The organism is Hydrococcus rivularis NIES-593 (assembly GCF_001904635.1).
In the GTDB taxonomy this organism is placed as follows: domain Bacteria; phylum Cyanobacteriota; class Cyanobacteriia; order Cyanobacteriales; family Microcystaceae; genus Hydrococcus; species Hydrococcus rivularis.
Genome location: NZ_MRCB01000030.1, coordinates 1 through 18,914 on the forward strand (window position 1 = coordinate 1; position 18,914 = coordinate 18,914).

19 protein-coding genes and 1 tRNA gene are annotated in these 18,914 nt (G+C 44.8%); 17 read left to right on the plus strand and 3 right to left on the minus strand.

Features of this window, described 5'->3' with window-relative positions:
* Positions 1-120: 120 nt before the first annotated feature.
* Positions 121-1,575, minus strand: coding sequence for a UDP-N-acetylglucosamine 1-carboxyvinyltransferase (gene murA, locus NIES593_RS18645; RefSeq protein ID WP_139253746.1), 1,455 nt, complete (start codon positions 1,573-1,575; stop codon positions 121-123).
* Between the two features lie 151 nt (positions 1,576-1,726).
* Here murA and NIES593_RS18650 point away from each other — a divergent pair.
* Together NIES593_RS18650 and NIES593_RS18655 are read left to right on the plus strand one after the other, a co-directional pair.
* Positions 1,727-1,810 (plus strand) — tRNA-Leu (locus NIES593_RS18650).
* 81 nt (positions 1,811-1,891) lie between these two features.
* The gene (locus tag NIES593_RS18655) at positions 1,892-2,677 is read left to right on the plus strand and encodes a TrmH family RNA methyltransferase (RefSeq protein ID WP_073601012.1); all 786 of its coding nucleotides are present in this window, start codon (positions 1,892-1,894) and stop codon (positions 2,675-2,677) included.
* A 95-nt stretch (positions 2,678-2,772) separates the two neighbouring features.
* Here the strand turns inward: NIES593_RS18655 and NIES593_RS18660 are convergent, their stop codons facing one another.
* Both NIES593_RS18660 and trpS read right to left on the minus strand, forming a co-directional pair.
* On the minus strand, positions 2,773-3,684 hold the full coding sequence (locus tag NIES593_RS18660; protein WP_073601013.1) for a methylenetetrahydrofolate reductase: 912 nt from the start codon (positions 3,682-3,684) through the stop codon (positions 2,773-2,775).
* 125 nt (positions 3,685-3,809) lie between these two features.
* Positions 3,810-4,820, minus strand: coding sequence for a tryptophan--tRNA ligase (gene trpS, locus NIES593_RS18665; RefSeq protein ID WP_073601014.1), 1,011 nt, complete (start codon positions 4,818-4,820; stop codon positions 3,810-3,812).
* A gap of 93 nt (positions 4,821-4,913) precedes the next feature.
* On the opposite strand from trpS, the gene NIES593_RS18670 reads away from it, so the two are divergent.
* From NIES593_RS18670 to NIES593_RS18745, 15 genes are all read left to right on the plus strand, one after another.
* A complete protein-coding gene (locus NIES593_RS18670; protein ID WP_073601015.1) occupies positions 4,914-5,831 on the plus strand; it encodes an o-succinylbenzoate synthase in 918 nt (305 codons plus the stop codon).
* Positions 5,818-6,384: a GNAT family N-acetyltransferase gene (locus NIES593_RS18675; RefSeq protein ID WP_083602489.1), complete on the plus strand. Its 567-nt coding sequence runs from the start codon at positions 5,818-5,820 to the stop codon at positions 6,382-6,384. The genes NIES593_RS18670 and NIES593_RS18675 overlap by 14 nt, the downstream gene beginning before the upstream one ends.
* Positions 6,385-6,481: 97 nt before the next feature.
* Entirely contained in the window at positions 6,482-7,888 is a 1,407-nt protein-coding gene (locus tag NIES593_RS18680) for a 2-succinylbenzoate--CoA ligase (RefSeq protein ID WP_073601016.1), read from the plus strand.
* Positions 7,889-8,091: 203 nt separating this feature from the next.
* Positions 8,092-8,967, plus strand: coding sequence for a tetratricopeptide repeat protein (locus tag NIES593_RS18685; protein ID WP_073601017.1), 876 nt, complete (start codon positions 8,092-8,094; stop codon positions 8,965-8,967).
* Between the two features lie 17 nt (positions 8,968-8,984).
* Positions 8,985-9,443 carry a DUF3616 domain-containing protein gene (locus NIES593_RS18690; protein ID WP_073601018.1) on the plus strand — a complete coding sequence of 153 codons (459 nt, stop codon included), beginning with the start codon at positions 8,985-8,987 and terminating at the stop codon, positions 9,441-9,443.
* Entirely contained in the window at positions 9,404-9,559 is a 156-nt protein-coding gene (locus NIES593_RS25825) for a DUF3616 domain-containing protein (RefSeq protein WP_425432551.1), read from the plus strand. The genes NIES593_RS18690 and NIES593_RS25825 overlap by 40 nt, the downstream gene beginning before the upstream one ends.
* 142 nt (positions 9,560-9,701) lie before the next feature.
* Complete coding sequence (gene rfbC, locus NIES593_RS18700; protein WP_073601019.1) at positions 9,702-10,247, plus strand: dTDP-4-dehydrorhamnose 3,5-epimerase; 546 nt, start codon at positions 9,702-9,704, stop codon at positions 10,245-10,247.
* A gap of 190 nt (positions 10,248-10,437) precedes the next feature.
* Entirely contained in the window at positions 10,438-11,331 is an 894-nt protein-coding gene (gene rfbD, locus NIES593_RS18705) for a dTDP-4-dehydrorhamnose reductase (RefSeq protein WP_073601020.1), read from the plus strand.
* A 153-nt stretch (positions 11,332-11,484) separates the two neighbouring features.
* Positions 11,485-12,699, plus strand: coding sequence for a glycosyltransferase family 4 protein (locus NIES593_RS18710; protein WP_073601021.1), 1,215 nt, complete (start codon positions 11,485-11,487; stop codon positions 12,697-12,699).
* Between the two features lie 34 nt (positions 12,700-12,733).
* Positions 12,734-13,807 carry a glucose-1-phosphate thymidylyltransferase gene (locus NIES593_RS18715; protein ID WP_073601022.1) on the plus strand — a complete coding sequence of 358 codons (1,074 nt, stop codon included), beginning with the start codon at positions 12,734-12,736 and terminating at the stop codon, positions 13,805-13,807.
* A 36-nt stretch (positions 13,808-13,843) separates the two neighbouring features.
* A complete protein-coding gene (locus NIES593_RS18720) occupies positions 13,844-15,169 on the plus strand; it encodes a glycosyltransferase family 4 protein (protein WP_083602490.1) in 1,326 nt (441 codons plus the stop codon).
* Positions 15,170-15,270: 101 nt separating this feature from the next.
* Positions 15,271-16,386 carry a dTDP-glucose 4,6-dehydratase gene (rfbB, locus tag NIES593_RS18725; protein ID WP_073601023.1) on the plus strand — a complete coding sequence of 372 codons (1,116 nt, stop codon included), beginning with the start codon at positions 15,271-15,273 and terminating at the stop codon, positions 16,384-16,386.
* Between the two features lie 260 nt (positions 16,387-16,646).
* A complete protein-coding gene (locus NIES593_RS18735; RefSeq protein ID WP_073601025.1) occupies positions 16,647-17,303 on the plus strand; it encodes a class I SAM-dependent methyltransferase in 657 nt (218 codons plus the stop codon).
* A 3-nt stretch (positions 17,304-17,306) separates the two neighbouring features.
* Positions 17,307-17,792, plus strand: coding sequence for a 2-C-methyl-D-erythritol 2,4-cyclodiphosphate synthase (ispF, locus tag NIES593_RS18740; protein ID WP_073601078.1), 486 nt, complete (start codon positions 17,307-17,309; stop codon positions 17,790-17,792).
* Between the two features lie 131 nt (positions 17,793-17,923).
* On the plus strand, positions 17,924-18,886 hold the full coding sequence (locus NIES593_RS18745) for a protochlorophyllide reductase (RefSeq protein WP_073601026.1): 963 nt from the start codon (positions 17,924-17,926) through the stop codon (positions 18,884-18,886).
* Positions 18,887-18,914: the final 28 nt, after the last annotated feature.

An 18,914-nucleotide genomic window follows, 5' to 3' on the forward strand; every position in this document is an offset into this window, starting at 1 on the left:
TTAACACCATAATACTCTAAGCATTTTTACTCATTGCGAAAGTGGGATGCTCCCAATTCAAACTGTTTTAGTAAGTCTAATTCATTTAGTTCTAAATTTGTTGTCGGAGTGCTAAACAATTTATTGATGAGGTGATAATTGCGAAGTGCAAACCGATAATTGCGAATTGGGCTGACCAATTGGCGAACTCTTGGCTGAAGTCTGTGTCTGAGGCGTAACTCGGCGAAGTTTGGCTCCTAACTGACTTAGCTTTCCTTCTAGATTGTCGTACCCTCGGTCTAAATGATGCAATCCTTGAACGATTGTCTTGCCTTCGGCGGCTAAACCTGCTAGTACCAAAGCGGCTGAAGCGCGTAAATCGGTTGCCATGACGGGAGCGCCCAATAACCTGGGCACGCCTTTGACGATCGCGTGATTTCCTTTAACGCGGATGTCGGCTCCCATGCGATTTAATTCTGCCACGTGGCGCAGGCGGTTTTCAAACACCGTCTCGCTAATGACGCTGTTTCCTTCAGCAATGGCGAGAAGTGCCATAAACTGTGCTTGCATATCCGTGGGAAATCCTGGATAGGGAAGCGTTTCGATATCAGTCGCACGCAGGGCGCCAGGTACGACGCGCAGGCGATTGGGGGCATCTGTAACGATTTGAGTGCCAATCTCTTGCAATTTGGCAATTACGGGAGCCAAGTGTTCGGGAATGACGGGATATAGGCTAATTTCTGAGTCAGTAATCGCTCCAGCTACGAGAAAAGTTCCCGCTTCAATGCGATCGGGGATAATAGAATAATCCGTTTCGTGCAGGCGATCGACTCCAGAAATGAGAATCGTATTGGTGCCAGCGCCGCTAATTTGCGCTCCCATTGCTCGGCAGAAGTTAGCCAAATCTTCGACTTCTGGCTCTTGAGCGGCGTTTTCAATGATGGTTTCGCCTTCCGCTAAAGTGGCTGCCATCATCAGCGTTTCTGTAGCGCCAACGCTGGGATAGTCTAAGTAAATTTTTGCTCCCTGCAATCTGCTTCTTCTTCCTCTGACGCAAGCATGAACCATGCCGTGTTCGATGCAAACGTCTGCTCCCATCGCTTGCAAACCGCGAACGTGGAGATCGACAGGTCTCGCTCCGATCGCGCATCCCCCTGGCAGTGGAACGCTAGCAACGCCTAGTCTAGTCAACAAAGGACCGATGACAAAAAAACTAGCTCTCATTTGAGAGACGAGATCGTAAGGCGCTTGGGATTTCCCGATATTGCTAGCATCCACATCTAAAATGTTGCCCTGCCTGTTGAGCTTGACTCCTAGAGCTTCCAGAATTTGCTCCATCCGCGTCACATCTACTAAGATCGGCACATTCTGAAGCCGGCATTCATCGGAACATAGGAGTACCCCTGCCATGATCGCTAGGGCAGAATTTTTGGCACCGCTAATTCGGACTTCTCCTTCGAGAGACGCTCTACCCCAGATCTGTAAAATGGGTTGCTCGTCTTCGGGCTGGGAGAGGGGATGATTGGAACTATGCAGGGAGTTTATGGCTTTATCCTCCAAATATTGGGAAATCTTAATGTTTTTTGGGACGTACATTTTGCCTATTAGATTTTACCGAAAAGATTGTAAAGATCCCGATTAATTAATTGGCTTTCAAATTAAGGACATAGACCATTAATAATGTTTCCAGTCAATGGTTGACGAATCTTATTCGGTGAATCATAATAAGAGATCGGGCGTTCTATTTGCGGAACTGGCGGAATTGGTAGACGCGCTAGATTCAGGTTCTAGTGTCTGCAAAGACTTCCGGGTTCAAGTCCCGGGTTCCGCATTGGCAAGGTAAAAGTAAAAAGGTAAAAGGCAAAAGTGCAACTTTTTAACCTTTTATTTTTGCTTCCTTATTACTCAAAACATGATTACGAGTCTTCAGAATCCTCTCGTCAAACAGATGCGCAAGCTACACTCCTCCAAAGGTAGGCGCGAGCAACATCTGTTTTTATTAGAGGGAACTCATTTGCTAGAGACGGCGTTCGAGAGCAATTGTTCCTTAGCAGCAGTTTGTTGCACCGAGCAATGGCGAGATCGCTACCCACAATTATGGGAAAAAGCGTCTAAGCAAGCTCAAAGAGTGGAGATAGTCTCCCCAGAAGTTTTAGGCGCGATCGCAACGACGGTTCATCCCGATGGAGTAGTTGCCACTGCTTTACGCATAATAGATCGACCCGCAAAGCTAGCTCATCTAAAATTGGGATTAGTTTTAGAGCGATTGCAAGATCCTGGAAACTTGGGAACGATTATTCGTACCGCCGTTGCTGCCGGGGCAGATGGGTTATGGCTAAGCGACGATAGCGTCGATGTCGATAATCCAAAAGTTTTGCGCTCGTCTGCCGGGGCGTGGTTTCGCTTGCCAATTATCGTCAGTTTCAATTTAACCGAAATCGTAGCAGACTATCGATCGCGGGGAGTACAAATAGTCGCGACGCTGCCTACAGCCAAGAAATTGTATTGGGAAATCGATTTTACCTGCCCAACTCTAATTTTATTGGGAAATGAAGGGGCAGGACTGACACAAGAGTTGGTTTCCCTATCCAACTTGCAAGTAAAAATTCCTCTGGGTGAAGGAGTAGAATCGTTGAATGTTGCGATCGCGGCAGCCTTATTATTGTACGAAGCTCGGCGACAAAGAAGGGAAGTCTAAACTGTCTTGCAAGAGTAGTTAGCTTTGGGGATCGATATTTTCGGGTGTAAGTTGAGTATCTGGGTTGGGTTGTAGATCGCGAAAACCGAGGACACCTAAACAGGATTTAACTCGGGCTTTTCTATAGGAGGAATTCCAGCGAGATCGAGGATCTGAGGAATTAAATCTTCTCGCTTAACTGCCATCAGATGAACGCCTTGGCAGAGTTGCTTGGCTAAGCGCACTTGTTCGGCGGCAATGTTTACGCCTTCTTGAAGAGGATCGGGCGCATCGGCTAAGCGTTTAATAATGTCTTCTGGAATCTGAACGCCTGGAACATTTTTGTTGATAAATTGAGCATTTTTAGCCGATTTGAGCAAGAAAATTCCTGCTAAAATAGGTTTGTTGCTTCCGGCAGCGATTTGATTCATAAACTTATCCAGTCGCTCGAAATCCGTAATCAATTGGCTTTGGAAAAACTGCGCCCCAGCTTCTACTTTGCGATCGAATCGTTGCTGCAAACTCGACCAACTCTTTAATTGCGGATCGACGGCAGCGCCTGCAAATAAATCTAGCGGTTCGTCGGGCAGGGGTTGATTTTTGAAATCTAAGCCACTGTTGAGGTTGGCAATTAATTTGAGGAGTCTAACCGATTCCAATTCAAACACCGACCTCGATTCTTTGCGATCGCCTGCTTTAACCGGATCGCCTGTTAGCGCCAGAATAGTGCGGATTCCCAAAGCATGTGCGCCCATTAAATCTGCTTCTAGTCCAATGCAGTTGCGATCGCGACAGGCAATCTGACAGATAGGTTCGATGCCATGCTGCAATAAAATTACTGATGCTGCGATCGAAGACATTCGCACGACAGCGCGACTTCCATCGGTGATGTTCAAGGCATGAACTCGATCTTTGAGCAGTTTTGCCATTTCCAGCATTCGCACTGGATTTCCCCCTTTCGGAGGAGTCACCTCAGCAGTAATCAAAAATTCTCTATCTTGAACGGCACGACGAAATCTAGTTGTCATTAGTGATTCGATGAAAGGATTTTGAATGAAAGAATTGGAGATTAGTTAGTAGTTAGTGGTTGGTGGTTAGTTTTCTCTCTTGTCTTCCCACCCTCCCACTTCCTCCCACAATCCCCGTTCTATAACTAAAGGGGTGGTAGATAACCAAGGGCATTTTTAACTCGCTCTAGGGTTTTATTGGCAACCGCCTCGGCTTTTTGGCGACCTTCTCGCAATATAGAGTCTAAATAGTCCCTATTATCCATAATTTCTTTATATTTGTCTTGGATCGGTCTGAGAACTTCTATGGTAACTTCAGCAAGCAATAGCTTAAACTGTCCCCAACCCATATCCCGACATTCTACTGCCACCTCTTGTTTCGTCTTTCCTGACAAGATCGTGTAAAGAGTTAATAAATTATTGCATTCGGGGCGTTCTGGATCGTCAAAAGTCAAACCTTTGATAGGATCGGTTTTACAGCGCTTAATTTTCTTCTCAACCAATTCTGGCGGATCGAGAAGATTGATCCGACTCATATCCGAAGGATCTGACTTAGACATCTTGCTTGTGCCATCCGTCAGACTCATTATTCTGGCCCCTTCTTGGCGAATGAGAGGTTCGGGAAGTTTCAGGACGGGTTTTTCTTTGCTACCGTATTTATCATTAACTCGTATGGCAATATCGCGCGTCAGTTCCAAGTGTTGCTTTTGATCTTCGCCGACAGGAACTCGATCGGCATCATAAAGTAAAATATCGGCTGCCATCAAGACGGGATAATCCAATAAACCAACGCTAACGTTTTCGCCTTGTTTGACGGCTTTTTCTTTGAACTGGATCATCCTCTCCAACCAGTTTAGAGGTGTGATACAGTTAAGCAGCCATGTAAGTTCGCTGTGCGCGCTCACGTGGGATTGGACGAAAATAGTAGAGTACTGTAAGTCGATGCCGCAAGCTAAATAGAGTGCGGCGATGGTATAGGTATCGTGGGCTAGGGTTTTGGGATTGTGTGGTACTGTAATGGCGTGTAGGTCTACTACGCAAAAGTAATTGTCATAATTGCTCTGAATCTCGACCCAGTTACGAATTGCCCCTAGATAGTTGCCTAAATGTAAGTTGCCCGTGGGTTGAACCCCAGATAAAACTCGCTGTTTTGCCATTATTCGCGATCGCATTGGTCAGGAGGATGACAGAGGGTTTGTTATCCTACATAATTTTTTACAATTATGCCTTATGCCAGACCTTCATAGAAGATGTACTATCATTTTGAATTTCGTCCCTATCGACGCCGTTTCCGTCAACCTTTGAAAACCAGTCGCGGGATTTGGGAAATTAGAGAAGGCATTATTCTTCGTTTGACTGATGAGACAGGTAGGATGGGTTGTAGCGAGATTGCCCCTTTGCCTTGGTTCGGTTCGGAGACTTTTGCACAGGCGTTGGCATTTTGCAAGCAATTGAAGGAAAAATTAACACAAGCAACAATACAAGCGATTCCAGAGGGTTTACCTGCTTGCCAGTTTGGGTTTGAGTCGGCGTTGGAGGATTTATTTGGTGCAGAGGGGGAGAGAGGGAGACTTTCTTTGAGTTATCTATTGCCTGCTGGGGAAGATGCTTTACAAGCGTGGGAAATTCTTCAGTCAGCAACTACCTTCAAATGGAAAATTGGCGCGATCGCGATCGCAGAGGAAATTACAATATTTAAGAAGCTAGTTCGCGCATTACCAGCAGGGGCAAAGTTACGATTGGATGCTAATGGGGGATTGAGTATAGAAGAAGCAAAAGCTTGGTTAGAAGTAGCTGATGAGACGCAGATTGTTGAGTTTATCGAACAACCTTTATCGCCTCAAGAGTTCGATTTAATGTTAGATTTAAGTGCCAATTATTCTACTGCGATCGCACTAGATGAATCTGTTGCTACTCTACAACAATTAGAGAATTGCTATCAAAAAGGATGGCGAGGGATATATATTATTAAAGCTGCGATCGCGGGTTCTCCTCAACGCCTTCGTCAGTTTTGTCAGCAGTATAAAATTGATGCCGTATTCTCTTCAGTCTTTGAAACTAAAATTGGTAGAGAAGCAGTATTGCGCCTCGCAGCAGAACTTTCTAACCCAAATCGCGCTATAGGTTTTGGGATAGATCATTGGTTTGAAGAAGATGATGGATTCTGAGATAAATCAAGAGGGATTTCAAGTGTTTCCTTATTTACAAGGAGAGAGAGTTTTTTTGAGGCTAGCAACTGTAGATGACATTCCTCAAATTATCTCTTTCTATCAAAATAATGCTGCTCATTTTGAAAAGGTTGCTTCTGCGAAACCTCATGAATTTTATACCCTTGAATTTTGGAAGAATACAATTATTACCTCTCAACAAGACTATCAAAATGATAAGGCTTGTAATTTGTTTATTTTTGACCTCACTAATAATATTGTTGGATTTATAAACTTTTTCTCTTTTATTCGTGGTGCATTTCATGCTTGTATTTTAGGATATGGTTTAACTGAAACAACACGAGAGAAAGGACTAATGACTGAGGCACTAAAACTGGCAATAAATTTTGTTTTTAACGACCTAAATATGCATCGTATCATGGCTAACTATAGTCCTACTAATGAGTGCAGCGGTAGATTGCTTCGACGACTTAATTTTGTTGTTGAAGGATATGCTATAGATTACTTGCGAATTCATAGTAAGTCAGGGTTATTTCATTCTGATTGCAGTTAACCAAGAAATGAATTTCTTAGCTCAAAATTTAAGTCCGTCTTATAGGACTTAAGGTATTAGACAGAGAATTGATTCTCTGGCTTTCTTCTGACTAATCATGCATGGAAATCACCCTAATCCTGAGTATTTCTTAGAATATTTAAAACAACGCACTAAAGAAGATTGGCTTATTGGTTATGATAGTCAAAATTTTTATTTACTTGTAGAACAATTCTTGATTCAATTAACTCAACTTTCAACAGAAAAAAAATTGCCAAATATTCTTATAGCAGAAGAAGATCCCTACAAATTTCTTTCTGCCTTGCTTGCTGCTGTTGCTGCTAACTGTCACATTTTTCTCTGCAATCGAGATTGGCAACAACAAGAATGGCAGCAAGTTCTCGATCTAGTTCAACCCGATTTAATCTTAGGAAAATCGTCATCGGTTGCCGCTATTTCGTCATTATTATATATTCACAAAAGACAAAGGACAAATGAGCAAGGACAAAAAATTATGATTCCAACTGGAGGATCGTCAGGAAAAATTCGTTTTGCTATTCATACCTGGGAGACACTGACAGCTTCAGTAAAAGGCTTTTGCCACTACTTTAATATCGATACTATCAATTCTTTTTGCGTTCTACCACTTTATCACGTCGGTGGTTTAATGCAATTTATCCGTTCTTTTCTAACGGAAGGGAAATTAGCCATTCTGCCATATAAAGCTTTGAAAGCAGGAGAAAGTATTGATATAAATCCCTCAGATTTTTTTATTTCATTAGTGCCAACGCAGTTCCAATTTCTCTTGGAATCTAAGCCAGATTGGCTATCACAATTCCATACTGTACTACTAGGAGGTGCTCCTGCATGGCAATCTCTTTTAGAAACTGCTAGAAAGTATCGAATTAAACTAGCACCAACCTATGGAATGACAGAAACTGCCTCCCAAATTGTTACGCTTAAACCCGAAGGATTTTTAAGTGGCAATAATAGTAGCGGTCAAGTTTTACCTCATGCGAAAGTTACTATTTGTAGCGATCGCAATGAGTTATTAGAACCCAAGCAAACGGGTATTATTACTGTAGAAGCAGAGTCTCTTTTTCTAGGTTATTATCCAGAGATCGATCGCGATCGCAAATCTTTTCAAACCGACGATTTAGGATATTTTGATGAAAAAGGGAACTTGCATATTGTCGGACGTAGCAGTCAGAAAATTATTACGGGTGGAGAAAATGTCTTTCCCAAAGAAGTAGAAGCCGCTATTTTAGCAACTCAATTAGTTACAGATGTCGTCGTAATCGGTTTATCGGACTGCCAATGGGGACAAGTAGTAACTGCTATCTATGTTCCCAAACAGAAGAATTTATCTCTCAAAGAACTTAAAATTGCGATCGCAGATAAGATCGCTAAATTTAAACAACCCAAATATTGGATTCCAGTAGAAAATATTCCTCGCAACCAGCAAGGTAAAGTAAACTACCGACACTTGCAACAAATCGCTCTAGATAAAATAATTCATAATTGAATTATGGGTGCATGCGATGACTTGCGATCGCAAAAGGTAGGGCTTGATGGAATTAATGACTTCAAAAGTTGAAAAATTCTGCTTAACGGAGGAAGCAGAGTGCTGCTTGACGCGATAGGCTTCTCAAAGTTGGCGTTCGAGTTTTTCTTGCCGGATACCGATAGCTTGGCAACTTAGTTTGGATTATAATTTAAGAAATAAATATGCAAAAGAAACAGCCTTTTACAGTTTATAAAGCCTTAGAATGTCGTCCAGATAACTATCAAGACTGGTATCGTATGGGCGATGCCTTGCGCTTGCAGGGGAATCATAAAGAAGCGTTACTTAGCTATGAAAAGGCAATAGAATATTATCCCAGAGATTACTGGGCTTGGTATAAGCACGGTATGACGCTAGAAGAATTGGGACGCTACGAAGAGGCAGCTGCTAGCTACGAAATCGCCTCAACAGTACAACCCAATAATTACTGGTCTTGGTACGATCGAGGTTGTCTGTGCCTAGAAAAGTTAGAGGATTACGAAGGCGCGATCTCCTGTTTTGACAAAGCACTAGAAGCCTATCCCAATGATTACTGGGCCCGCTATCGCCAAGGAGAAGCCTATCGCTTTGCCGACAACTATGAAAGCGCGATCGCCTGTTACGATAGAGCCTTAGAAAAACGACCAAACGACTATTGGAGTTGGTATCGTCGCGGCGACGCCCTTCGCAGTTGGGGCAAACTAGAAGAGTCCTTGACGAACTATCAAAAAGCGTTAGAAAGCAAACCCCAAGATTATTGGGCTTGGTATCAGCAGGGCGTTATTCTACAGCAGCTACAGCGCTACGGCGAAGCGATTTCATGCTACCAGCACGCCTTAGAAGTCGAACCAGAAGACGACTATACTTACTATAACCAAGCCTGCTGTCAGGCGGCACTAGGTAAGGTTAATGAATCTCTCGATAGCTTAGAAAAGGCGATCGACCTTTATCCAGAAATTTATATCGAATTAGCTCATTCCAACGTAATTTTTGACGATTTACGCCAAAAATCTAGGTTTGAAGCTTTAATGGCAAAATCATGCCATTATCAAACTGACTGACAAAACCCCTCAAACCAATGATAGCTACTAAATTAATTGAGCAAGTCAAACTCGACTTTAACGACGTAAATCCTTCAAAATCTATCCATCAAGATTTATCCGCAGTTGTATTTACCTCGCCAGATACGCTTTGGGTTGCCTCCGATGAAATAAATGCGATCGAGCGACTAAAAAAGGTTGATAGGAAAACTTTTGGAGAACATCAATCTTTTTATTTATCGCAATTGCTAAATGATTTTAATGATGAGGAAAAAGAGGTCGATATCGAAGGAATGGATTATGATGGAAACTATCTTTGGTTAATCGGATCTCACAGTAGCAAACGAAAAAAAGCGAAACCAGACAATATCAATAGACTTCAGACAATTAAACAAGATAAAAATCGCTATCTTCTCGCTCGAATTCCTTTGGTTGGAGATAGGTTAGAATATTTGATATTCCTTATACTAGCGGCAGCGATCGCGCTGAAGGGTTAACCTCATTTCCTCATGCTAATTCGTCTAAAGCTGTCTTAGTCGTCTACGATTCGCCCGACTCGAAGAGAATTATCGAACCTGCCGGAGTTTTAGCAGATGTGTTTGCCTGGGAATAGGTTCTGGCACAGAGGAATTGGCGATCGCGCTTGGGCTTGTTTGTTACAGTTGCAAAAACTAGGAGAAAAAGTCCATTTAAAGCTACACTAACTTACGAAACTATCTTATCTGTTGGGGCGATCGCCATAGATAATAACTCTGATGAATATCATTCCCACAGAAATTCCTGAAGTTTTAATCCTAGAACCCCGCGTTTTTGGAGACGAACGCGGGTTTTTCTACGAAAGTTATAACGAACGGGAATTCGCTGAAAAAACTGGCATAACGGCACATTTTGTTCAAGATAATCATTCTCGTTCTCTCAAAAACGTCTTGCGGGGGTTGCACTATCAAATTCAACAGCCGCAAGGCAAGCTAGTCCGAGTTGTTGTAGGAGAAGTGTTTGACGTTGCCGTCGATCTCAGAAAAACTTCACCCACCTTCGGACGATGGGTAGGTTGCCTTCTAAGTGCGGAAAATAAGCGACAATTTTGGGTTCCAGAAGGATTTGCCCACGGCTTTCTAGTCCTCTCGGAAGTAGCAGAATTTTTGTATAAAACCACCAATTACTACGCACCTCAATACGAGCGAACTTTACTGTGGAACGATCCCGATCTTGCGATCGACTGGCACCTAAAAGCCGAACCCATCCTATCGACCAAAGATCGAGCAGGTCAACCCCTCAAGCAAGCTGAAGTTTTTCTGTAACTTTAAAGATGGGCAGAAGGGGAGAGTGGGGGACGGGGAGTGTGGGAGCAGGGGACAAGGAAAGACGGGGAGACAATTAACCACTAACAATTATTTGAGTCCCCAATCCAAAATCCGCCGTTCTCCCGGAAGTGGTTCCGGGAGCGTGCGGCGGCTTCGCCAAAATCTAAAATCTAAAATCGAATGACAAATGACCAAACGCATTTTAGTGACGGGAATTCACGGACAATTAGGGCAAGAGTTAAAACAAACCCTAGCCCCATTAGGAGAAGTGATTGGGGTGGGACGCGAAACGATGGACTTGACTCAGGCGAATGCGATTCGTCAAGCTATTGCCGAAGCAAAACCCGATCTCATCGTCAATGCGGCTGCCTATACAGCAGTGGATAAAGCCGAAACCGAAGTAGAACTGGCTAACACTATCAATGCGATCGCGCCTGCCATTATGGCACAAGAATGCCAGAAGCTAGGAGTAACTCTGCTTCACGTTTCTACCGATTATGTCTTTGACGGCAAGAAAAATACGCCTTATGTCGAAGAAGATAGTCCCAATCCTCTGAGTGCTTATGGCAAATCCAAGCTAGCAGGAGAAGCGGCGATCGCGCAAGCTTGCCAATCTCATATCATTCTAAGAACGGCTTGGGTTTACGGGACGTATGGCAAAGGTAACTTTGTCAAAACCATGCTGCGCCTCGGCAAAGAACGAGAAGAAATCCGAGTCGTTGCCGACCAAGTTGGCAGTCCCACCTGGGCGCTAGATATTGCCCAAGCGATTGCTAAACTCGTTCTCTCTTCAGACAAAATGAGCGAAGCGACGAGGGGGATTTATCACTTTACCAATAGTGGCGTTGCCAGTTGGTACGATTTTGCGATCGCTATTTTTGAAGAGGCAAGACAACTTGGTTTCCCGCTCAAAATCCGACAAGTCGTCCCGATTACGACTGCTGAATATCCCATGCCTGCCAAACGTCCTGCCTATTCAGTTCTTTCGAGTCAAAAAATCTCAGCCATTCTGGGAAGTCATCCCCCTTACTGGCGAGACTCTCTCAGACAGATGCTCGAACAACTTGCTTCTCAAGCTTGATAAATGCCGAGCCACGCCAATCCAATTTTATTATCGCTCTTTATGGCAAAGCTACTCGCCCATCAAAACGGCTAAAGTAATTTATCGGGAATGGAAGCCTTCAGCCTTGTAGAAAAGTCCAGCTTCTGAAGTCCAAAACCTAAGCCAAATTTGATGTCTAAACAGTTGAATTTAGCCGTAATTCCAAACCTTAAAGTCGAACTATTGCCCGGCGATCGAGTTGCGATCGAGCAAAAATTTTTAGAGGGAATCCTCAAGTACGATGGTTTGTGGCCTGGCTCTGTTACAGTTTTGATGGAGAAAAACCCCGACCGGGATCAAAATTTTCATAAAAAAATCTTCAAACGAGACGAATTGCCATTCAAATTGGAAATTATTGCTCCCGAAGAAATCACTCCGCAAAAACTGTTGGAAAATAAGATTTCTGTCGTTCTAGCTAGTGCAGATTATCGAAAAAACCACCTCAGTCAAGTTTGTCACTCAGCTAATCTCCCGTGTATCTACATCACCGAGTACAGCCTACAAACTAGGAAACAGATAATCGCTGCCAACACCAATAACCCATTGCTTCGCTTGCGCAGAAATCTATGGGAAGAAAATCAGGAACGGAAGCAGCGCAAGGCAATAGCACTGGCAGAGGGAGTGCAGTGTAATGGGACGCCAACCTATGAAGCCTATCGTACCATCAATCGCAATCCACTCCTCTATTTTGATGGTCGCGTAACCGAAGCGATGCTAGCCACAGAGGAGGAGATCGAAAAGCGTTTCCTCAACTGCCAGGAAGATAGTCCGTTGCGATTGCTTTTTTCGGGACGGCTTATCAAAATGAAAGGAGCCGATCGCTTGCTGGATGTAGCGCGAGAACTTAAGCGCTTGGGAATTCAGTTTGAGATGTTTATTTGTGGAGATGGCGACTTGAGAGAGAAAATGCAACGCGAGATCGTTGCTACCCGACTGAGCGATCGCGTCAAAATGATGGGAGTGCTCGATTTTAAGACAGAGTTAATTCCGTTTGCTAAAGCCAATGTAGATCTGTTTGTTTGTTGTCACCCACAAGGCGATCCCTCCTGCACCTATCTAGAAACGATGTCGTGTGGCGTGCCGATTGTGGGATATGCTAACGAAGCTTTTGAGGGAGTGGTGAAATATTCGCAAGCAGGATGGCTGATTCCCATGGATCGACCCAAGCTAATGGCGCAGCAATTGGCAGCTTTGAGTCAAAATCGCCATTCGATTAAAGCGATGTCCCTAAAAGCCTTAGAGTTTGCCCGCCAGCATACCTTTGAAAAGACCTGGGAAGCACGGATTTCTCATCTAAAACGGGTGGCAATGAGGAAGATGGCTCTCGAATCGAGTATGCTTCACTAATAGAATACTTTCATTAACTCCCAATACTGAATTTATGAAAGCACTGATTCTCTCAGGCGGTAAAGGAACGAGATTGCGTCCCCTAACGCATACAGGGGCAAAGCAGTTAGTTCCCGTGGCAAACAAACCCATTCTCTGGTACGGTATTGAAGCGATTGTCGCCGCAGGAATCACGGATATTGGCATTATCATCAGCCCGGAGACTGGCAAAGAAATCCAGGCTAAAACTGGCAATGGCGATCGCTTTGGAGCCAAGATTACCTATATCCTGCAAGATCGACCGCTGGGTTTGGCTCATGCGGTCAAAGTCGCCCAACCCTTTTTAGAAAATTCTCCCTTTATTATGTATTTGGGAGATAACTTGATTCAAGACAGTCTCGATATTTTTCTAGCCGAATTTGCCAAGGAACATTTAGATGCACTGATTCTCTTGCGCACAGTCAGCAACCCTACTGCCTTTGGCGTAGCTAAAGTAGACGAGAAAGGGCGCGTCTTGCAGTTGGTAGAAAAACCCAAAAATCCCCCGTCTAATCTAGCTTTGGTAGGAATTTACTTTTTCTCTAGCGCCATTCACGGCGCGATCGCATCTATTCAACCCTCTGCTAGAGGGGAGTTGGAAATTACCGATGCCATTCAATCCCTCATCGATCGCGAGAAACCCGTAGAAGCCCTGCAACTTCAAGGATGGTGGCTCGATACCGGCAAGAAAGACGACCTGCTAGAAGCCAATCGCATTATTCTCGATACCTGCTTGCAGATTGCCGTTGACGGACAGGTAGATGCTCAAAGTCAAGTAAGCGGGCGCGTTCAGATCGGGGCTAACTCCAAAATCATCAACAGCACGATTCGAGGACCGGTCATTATTGGCAACGACTGTCATATAGAAAATTGCTTTATCGGTCCCTATACCAGCATCGCCGATCGCGTTACGCTGATCGAGGCAGACATAGAGCATAGCGTTATCTTACAAGATGCTAAAGTCACCGGCATTCACCAAAGAATTGTAGACAGCGCTATCGGACAGCGTGCCAAGCTAGAAATCGCGCCGCCACGACCGAAAGCTTTACGTTTGCTCATCGGGGACGATTCCCATATCGAGTTAGTTTGATCGTTACCTCGGATTTACGGCTTTGTAAAAATATCTATGTCCACTGCTAACCTGAGAGTCCTCATCGTAGCCGAACATGCCTCTTTCAAACTAGGGGGCGAAGCAGCACTCCCCTTGCATTACTTCCGAATTTTGCGCCAACGCGGTATTGAAACTTGGTTAGTCGTTCACGAACGAACTCGCAACGAACTAAAATCCCTCTTTCCCCAAGAATGCGATCGCATTTACTTTATCGCCGATACGATTTGGCATAAATTCTTATGGCAAGTCTGCCAACTGCTTCCCGGTCAACTGGGTAACTTCACCACGGGGTTCGTCATGCGATTTCTCACCCAGATCCTTCAGCGTCGCCTTGCTAAGCAAATCATCAAAGAAAAAAATATCGATATCGTTCACCAGCCAATTCCCGTTTCCCCTAGAGAACCATCGACGATTTTCGGCATGGGCGTACCAGTTGTCATCGGTCCGATGAATGGAGGCATGGATTATCCCCCCGCTTTTCAGAGACGGCAAAATCCTCTAGAATCTCTGATGTTTATCGTTGGTCGTTTTCTCTCTAATTTTTTCAACCTTTTGATTCCCGGCAAGCGCCGGGCTACCATTCTACTGGTGGCTAACGCTCGCACCAAGAGGGCATTGCCAAAGAGCGTGTTCGACGAGCGCAAAATCGTTGAATTAGTCGAAAATGGAGTAGATCTGTCGATTTGGCAAAATCAAGACCCGACTCGTTCGTTAGCAGACAACGAAGCGATCGATTCTCAACCGAGCCAACCACGACTGACGAAATTTATTTATATTGGCAGGCTGGTAGATTTGAAAGCCGTCGATCTCCTCCTCATCGCTCTCAAGCAAGTACTCAAGCAAGTCTCAGTAGAAATAGAAATTATTGGCGATGGTAATCAAAAAGCCGCTTTGCAAGAACAAGCTAAAAAACTGGGTTTGCTACAATCGGGTTCGGTTCATTTTCTGGGTTGGCTGTCTCAGCTCGATTGTGCCAAACGGCTTAAATCGGCTGATGCCCTAGTTCTGCCAAGCCTATGCGAGTGTGGGGGAGCGGTGATTTTAGAAGCGATGGCAATAGGGATCCCGGTCATTGCTACTAACTGGGGAGGACCGACAGACTATTTAGATGAATCTTGCGGGATCCTGGTCGAACCTAGCTCGCGCGAAGGATTTATCGATGGATTGGCAACAGCAATGGTTAAATTAGCAATCCATCCAGAATTAGCGCGACAAATGGGTCAGGCGGGGAAACAAAAAATCGTTGACTGTTTCGATTGGGAGATTAAGGTGGACAAAGTATTAGAAATTTATCAAAAGGCGATCGCCCTCAAATCGTTTGATGATTGTCTAAAACTTTGAAATAATGAAGATCGAAGCTCTCTCTAGCTCAATTTTATTGGGATTGCGACAGGAAAATTGTTGAAGTTGCTACAAAATAGCGATCGCCAAGATATTAAACAATGACTGATTCTCAACAGGAACGAACTCAATCTAGAAAACCTCGTCGAATTTTAATTACGGGTGGGGCGGGTTTTATTGGTTCTAATTTCGTCCATCACTGGTGTACTAATTACGAAGGCGATCGCGTCGTCGTTCTCGATGCCCTCACCTATGCGGGCAATCGCCAGAATCTAGCCTCCTTAGAAGGAAAAGCCAACTTTCGCTTCGTTCGTGGCAATATCTGCGATCGCGCCCTAATCGATTCCCTACTTCGAGAAGAAAAGATCGATACGGTTGCTCATTTGGCGGCAGAATCCCACGTAGATCGCTCGATTTTAGGACCCGATGCCTTCATTCAAACCAATGTCGTCGGAACTTTTACCCTACTAGAAAGTTTTCGCCACCATTGGATAGAAGAGAAACAACCAGCAACCTACCGCTTTCTTCACGTTTCCACCGATGAAGTCTACGGCAGTCTCGAACCCGACGATCCGCCTTTCAGAGAAACTACGCCCTACGCGCCCAATAGTCCCTATTCTGCCTCGAAAGCCGGAAGCGATCACCTCGCTCGCGCCTACTATCATACTTACGGTTTGCCGACGATTATTACCAATTGTTCTAATAACTATGGCCCCTACCACTTCCCAGAAAAATTAATTCCCCTAATGTGCATCAATATTCTGTTAGGCAAACCCCTACCCGTATACGGCGACGGACAGAATATTCGCGATTGGCTGTATGTAGGCGATCACTGCCGCGCCCTAGATACAGTCTTACACCGAGGTAGACCGGGCGAAACCTACAATATTGGGGGAAACAATGAAGTCAAAAATATCGATCTCGTTTATCGCTTGTGCGAACTGATGGACGAACTCGCCCCCGAATTGCCCATGCGACCTTCTAGACAATTGATTACCTTTGTTAAAGATCGTCCCGGACACGATCGCCGCTACGCGATCGATGCGACTAAGATGAGACAAGAATTGGGTTGGACTCCTCAAGAAACGCTTTCAAGCGGTTTGCGAAAAACTATCGAATGGTATTTAAATAACCGCAATTGGTGGCAACCCCTGCTCTCTCAAGAATACCAAACCTATTACCAAAAAGTTTACGGACAGGTCGAACCAGTCAACTAACAGGTTGTCCCAAAAGTATATAGTATGTCATGTTGAGCGGAGCGATCGCGAAGCGAAACATCTTATACCAATCCGCAATTGGCAATTCACAATTCGCCGATGCTCCTCCACTTCGTGGGAGTCCGCGTCGGTTGGCAATTATCAGTTCGCAATTAGTCAACGGCTCTGGGGATAAGGCTTGTTCCTCGATCATCTGTAGCGTTCTTTTTTAGAAATGGTAATAAGATAGTATGTCAGTAACTTGAGTTTGTTTAACTGCAATGTCACAATTGCAAATCCTGCTCCGACAAACTTCGTCATGGTTGTACAGCAATAATTCGTTTGTCAAAGAGTGGCGCTATAGGCGTTTAAAGCAATTCTTGTCACTGGTCAAACCGCCTAATCGCGCTCGGATTATCGACTTAGGAGGAACTCCTTACATGTGGGAGTTGCTCGATTGCGGCTTCAATGTTACTCTCGTCAACTTACCTGGTGCGATTCGGCAAACTGACAAGGTACGGGGTTATACTTATGTCGAAAGCGATGCAACCAATCTTATCAGTCTGTTTGACGACAAATCTTTCGATATCGTATTCAGCAACTCCGTCATCGAACATGTTGGCGATGAAAAAAAACAAGCGGCTTTCGCGGCAGAAGTTCATAGATTGGCTAACGCTTACTGGGTGCAAACACCGAGCGATAACTTTCCTATCGAGGTGCATACTGGCGTTCCCTTTTATTGGCAGCTGCCTCATTGGATACGCGATCGCTTAATCCGATCGTGGAAGACAAAATTGCCCGCCTGGACAAAAATGATTGAAGAATTAAGGGTTATATCTAAAAGTTCGATGAGACGATTGTTTCCCGATGCAAAGATATATGTCGAACGCAAATTGTGGTTTGAAAAGTCGTACTCTTTCTATAAACCTTTTCACTAAATGATAAATATTCGTATTGGTAATGGTTATGATATTCACCGACTCGTAGAAGGACGACCGTTAATTCTCGGCGGCGTAGAAATCTCTCATACAGTCGGACTACTAGGACACAGCGATGCTGACGTGCTAACCCATGCAATTATGGATGCCATGCTGGGAGCATTGAGTTTGGGAGATATCGGGCACTATTTTCCTCCAACCGATCCCAAATGGGCAGGGGCAAATAGTTTAATGCTCCTCGAACAAGTCAATCAGTTAGTGCGATCGCGGGGTTGGCAAATCGGGAACGTAGACTCGGTAATCGTTGCCGAACGTCCCAAGCTAAAGCCCCACATTAAAGATATGCAGAATAAATTAGCGCAAACGCTATCTATCGATCGCGATCGCATTGGCATCAAAGCGACAACTAACGAACAACTAGGCCCCGTAGGGCGAGAAGAAGGAATCGCCGCTTATAGCGTTGTTTTGTTAGTTGCCGAAGAAGGATAGATAATTCCGCTGGCGATCGCTTTTCTTAACATCACGATCGTCCCAGAACTTCCAAAATAAATATAAGAACGAAAGACTCGGTGACATGAGATCCTAGAGATAGTGAACTCGAACGATGGAGTCAGAACGGTATGGAACCCAATCAAAAAACGGTTGTAATCACGGGTGCTTCTTCAGGGGTCGGTTTGTACGCTGCGAAAGCACTTGTCAATAGGGGCTGGCATGTAGTGATGGCTTGTCGGGATTTACCGAAGACGGAGAAAGCTGCCCAAACTCTCGGAATGCCGAAGGACAGCTACACGATAATCCGTCTCGACTTAGCCGACTTGGTGAGCGTGCGTCAGTTTGTCAAGGATTTCAGGGCAACTGGCAGATCCCTAGAAGCTTTGGTGTGCAATGCTGCAATTTATATGCCTTTATTAAAGGAGCCATTGCGATCCGCAGAAGGATATGAATTGAGCATGGCTACGAATCACCTCGGACATTTCCTCTTGTGTAACCTCATGCTTGAGGATCTGAAAAACTCACCCGCCTCGGATCGAAGGCTCGTCATTTTGGGAACCGTGACCCACAATCCAGACGAACTTGGTGGGAAGGTTTATCCGCGTCCGGACTTAGGCAATTTAGAAGGCTTTGCAGCCGGATTTCAGGCGCCGATCTCGATGATTGACGGCAAAAAGTTTGAACCCGTCAAAGCTTATAAGGACAGCAAGGTTTGCAACGTGCTGACCATGCGGGAACTGCACCGTCGCTATCACGAATCCACCGGGATTGTCTTTAGCTCTCTCTACCCTGGTTGCGTAGCGGATACGCCGTTATTCCGAAACCACTATCTTCTGTTTCAGAAACTCTTCCCGTTATTCCAGAAGTACATCACGGGAGGGTATGTGTCTCAGGAGTTAGCTGGCGATAGGGTTGCGGCGGTGGTTGCCGATCCCGAATACAAACAATCCGGTGCCTATTGGAGTTGGGGGAATCGACAGAAGAAAGAGCGCAAGGAGGCATTCGTTCAAATGGTTTCTCCCCAAGCTCGCGATGATGCTAAAGCCGAGCGCCTGTGGGAGTTAAGCGCCAAGTTGGTTGGACTGGTGTGACGGGACGCAACTGTGCGTTACCATCGAG

Bases quoted from the DNA above. Each gene is read 5' to 3' on its own strand.
- murA (WP_139253746.1), bottom strand. From the start codon at position 1,575: ATGTACGTCCCAAAAAACATTAAGATTTCCCAATATTTGGAGGATAAA.
- NIES593_RS18655 (WP_073601012.1), top strand. From the start codon at position 1,892: ATGATTACGAGTCTTCAGAATCCTCTCGTCAAACAGATGCGCAAGCTA.
- NIES593_RS18660 (WP_073601013.1), bottom strand. From the start codon at position 3,684: ATGACAACTAGATTTCGTCGTGCCGTTCAAGATAGAGAATTTTTGATT.
- trpS (WP_073601014.1), bottom strand. From the start codon at position 4,820: ATGGCAAAACAGCGAGTTTTATCTGGGGTTCAACCCACGGGCAACTTA.
- NIES593_RS18670 (WP_073601015.1), top strand. From the start codon at position 4,914: ATGTACTATCATTTTGAATTTCGTCCCTATCGACGCCGTTTCCGTCAA.
- NIES593_RS18675 (WP_083602489.1), top strand. From the start codon at position 5,818: ATGATGGATTCTGAGATAAATCAAGAGGGATTTCAAGTGTTTCCTTAT.
- NIES593_RS18680 (WP_073601016.1), top strand. From the start codon at position 6,482: ATGCATGGAAATCACCCTAATCCTGAGTATTTCTTAGAATATTTAAAA.
- NIES593_RS18685 (WP_073601017.1), top strand. From the start codon at position 8,092: ATGCAAAAGAAACAGCCTTTTACAGTTTATAAAGCCTTAGAATGTCGT.
- NIES593_RS18690 (WP_073601018.1), top strand. From the start codon at position 8,985: ATGATAGCTACTAAATTAATTGAGCAAGTCAAACTCGACTTTAACGAC.
- rfbC (WP_073601019.1), top strand. From the start codon at position 9,702: ATGAATATCATTCCCACAGAAATTCCTGAAGTTTTAATCCTAGAACCC.
- rfbD (WP_073601020.1), top strand. From the start codon at position 10,438: ATGACCAAACGCATTTTAGTGACGGGAATTCACGGACAATTAGGGCAA.
- NIES593_RS18710 (WP_073601021.1), top strand. From the start codon at position 11,485: ATGTCTAAACAGTTGAATTTAGCCGTAATTCCAAACCTTAAAGTCGAA.
- NIES593_RS18715 (WP_073601022.1), top strand. From the start codon at position 12,734: ATGAAAGCACTGATTCTCTCAGGCGGTAAAGGAACGAGATTGCGTCCC.
- NIES593_RS18720 (WP_083602490.1), top strand. From the start codon at position 13,844: ATGTCCACTGCTAACCTGAGAGTCCTCATCGTAGCCGAACATGCCTCT.
- rfbB (WP_073601023.1), top strand. From the start codon at position 15,271: ATGACTGATTCTCAACAGGAACGAACTCAATCTAGAAAACCTCGTCGA.
- NIES593_RS18735 (WP_073601025.1), top strand. From the start codon at position 16,647: ATGTCACAATTGCAAATCCTGCTCCGACAAACTTCGTCATGGTTGTAC.
- NIES593_RS18745 (WP_073601026.1), top strand. From the start codon at position 17,924: ATGGAACCCAATCAAAAAACGGTTGTAATCACGGGTGCTTCTTCAGGG.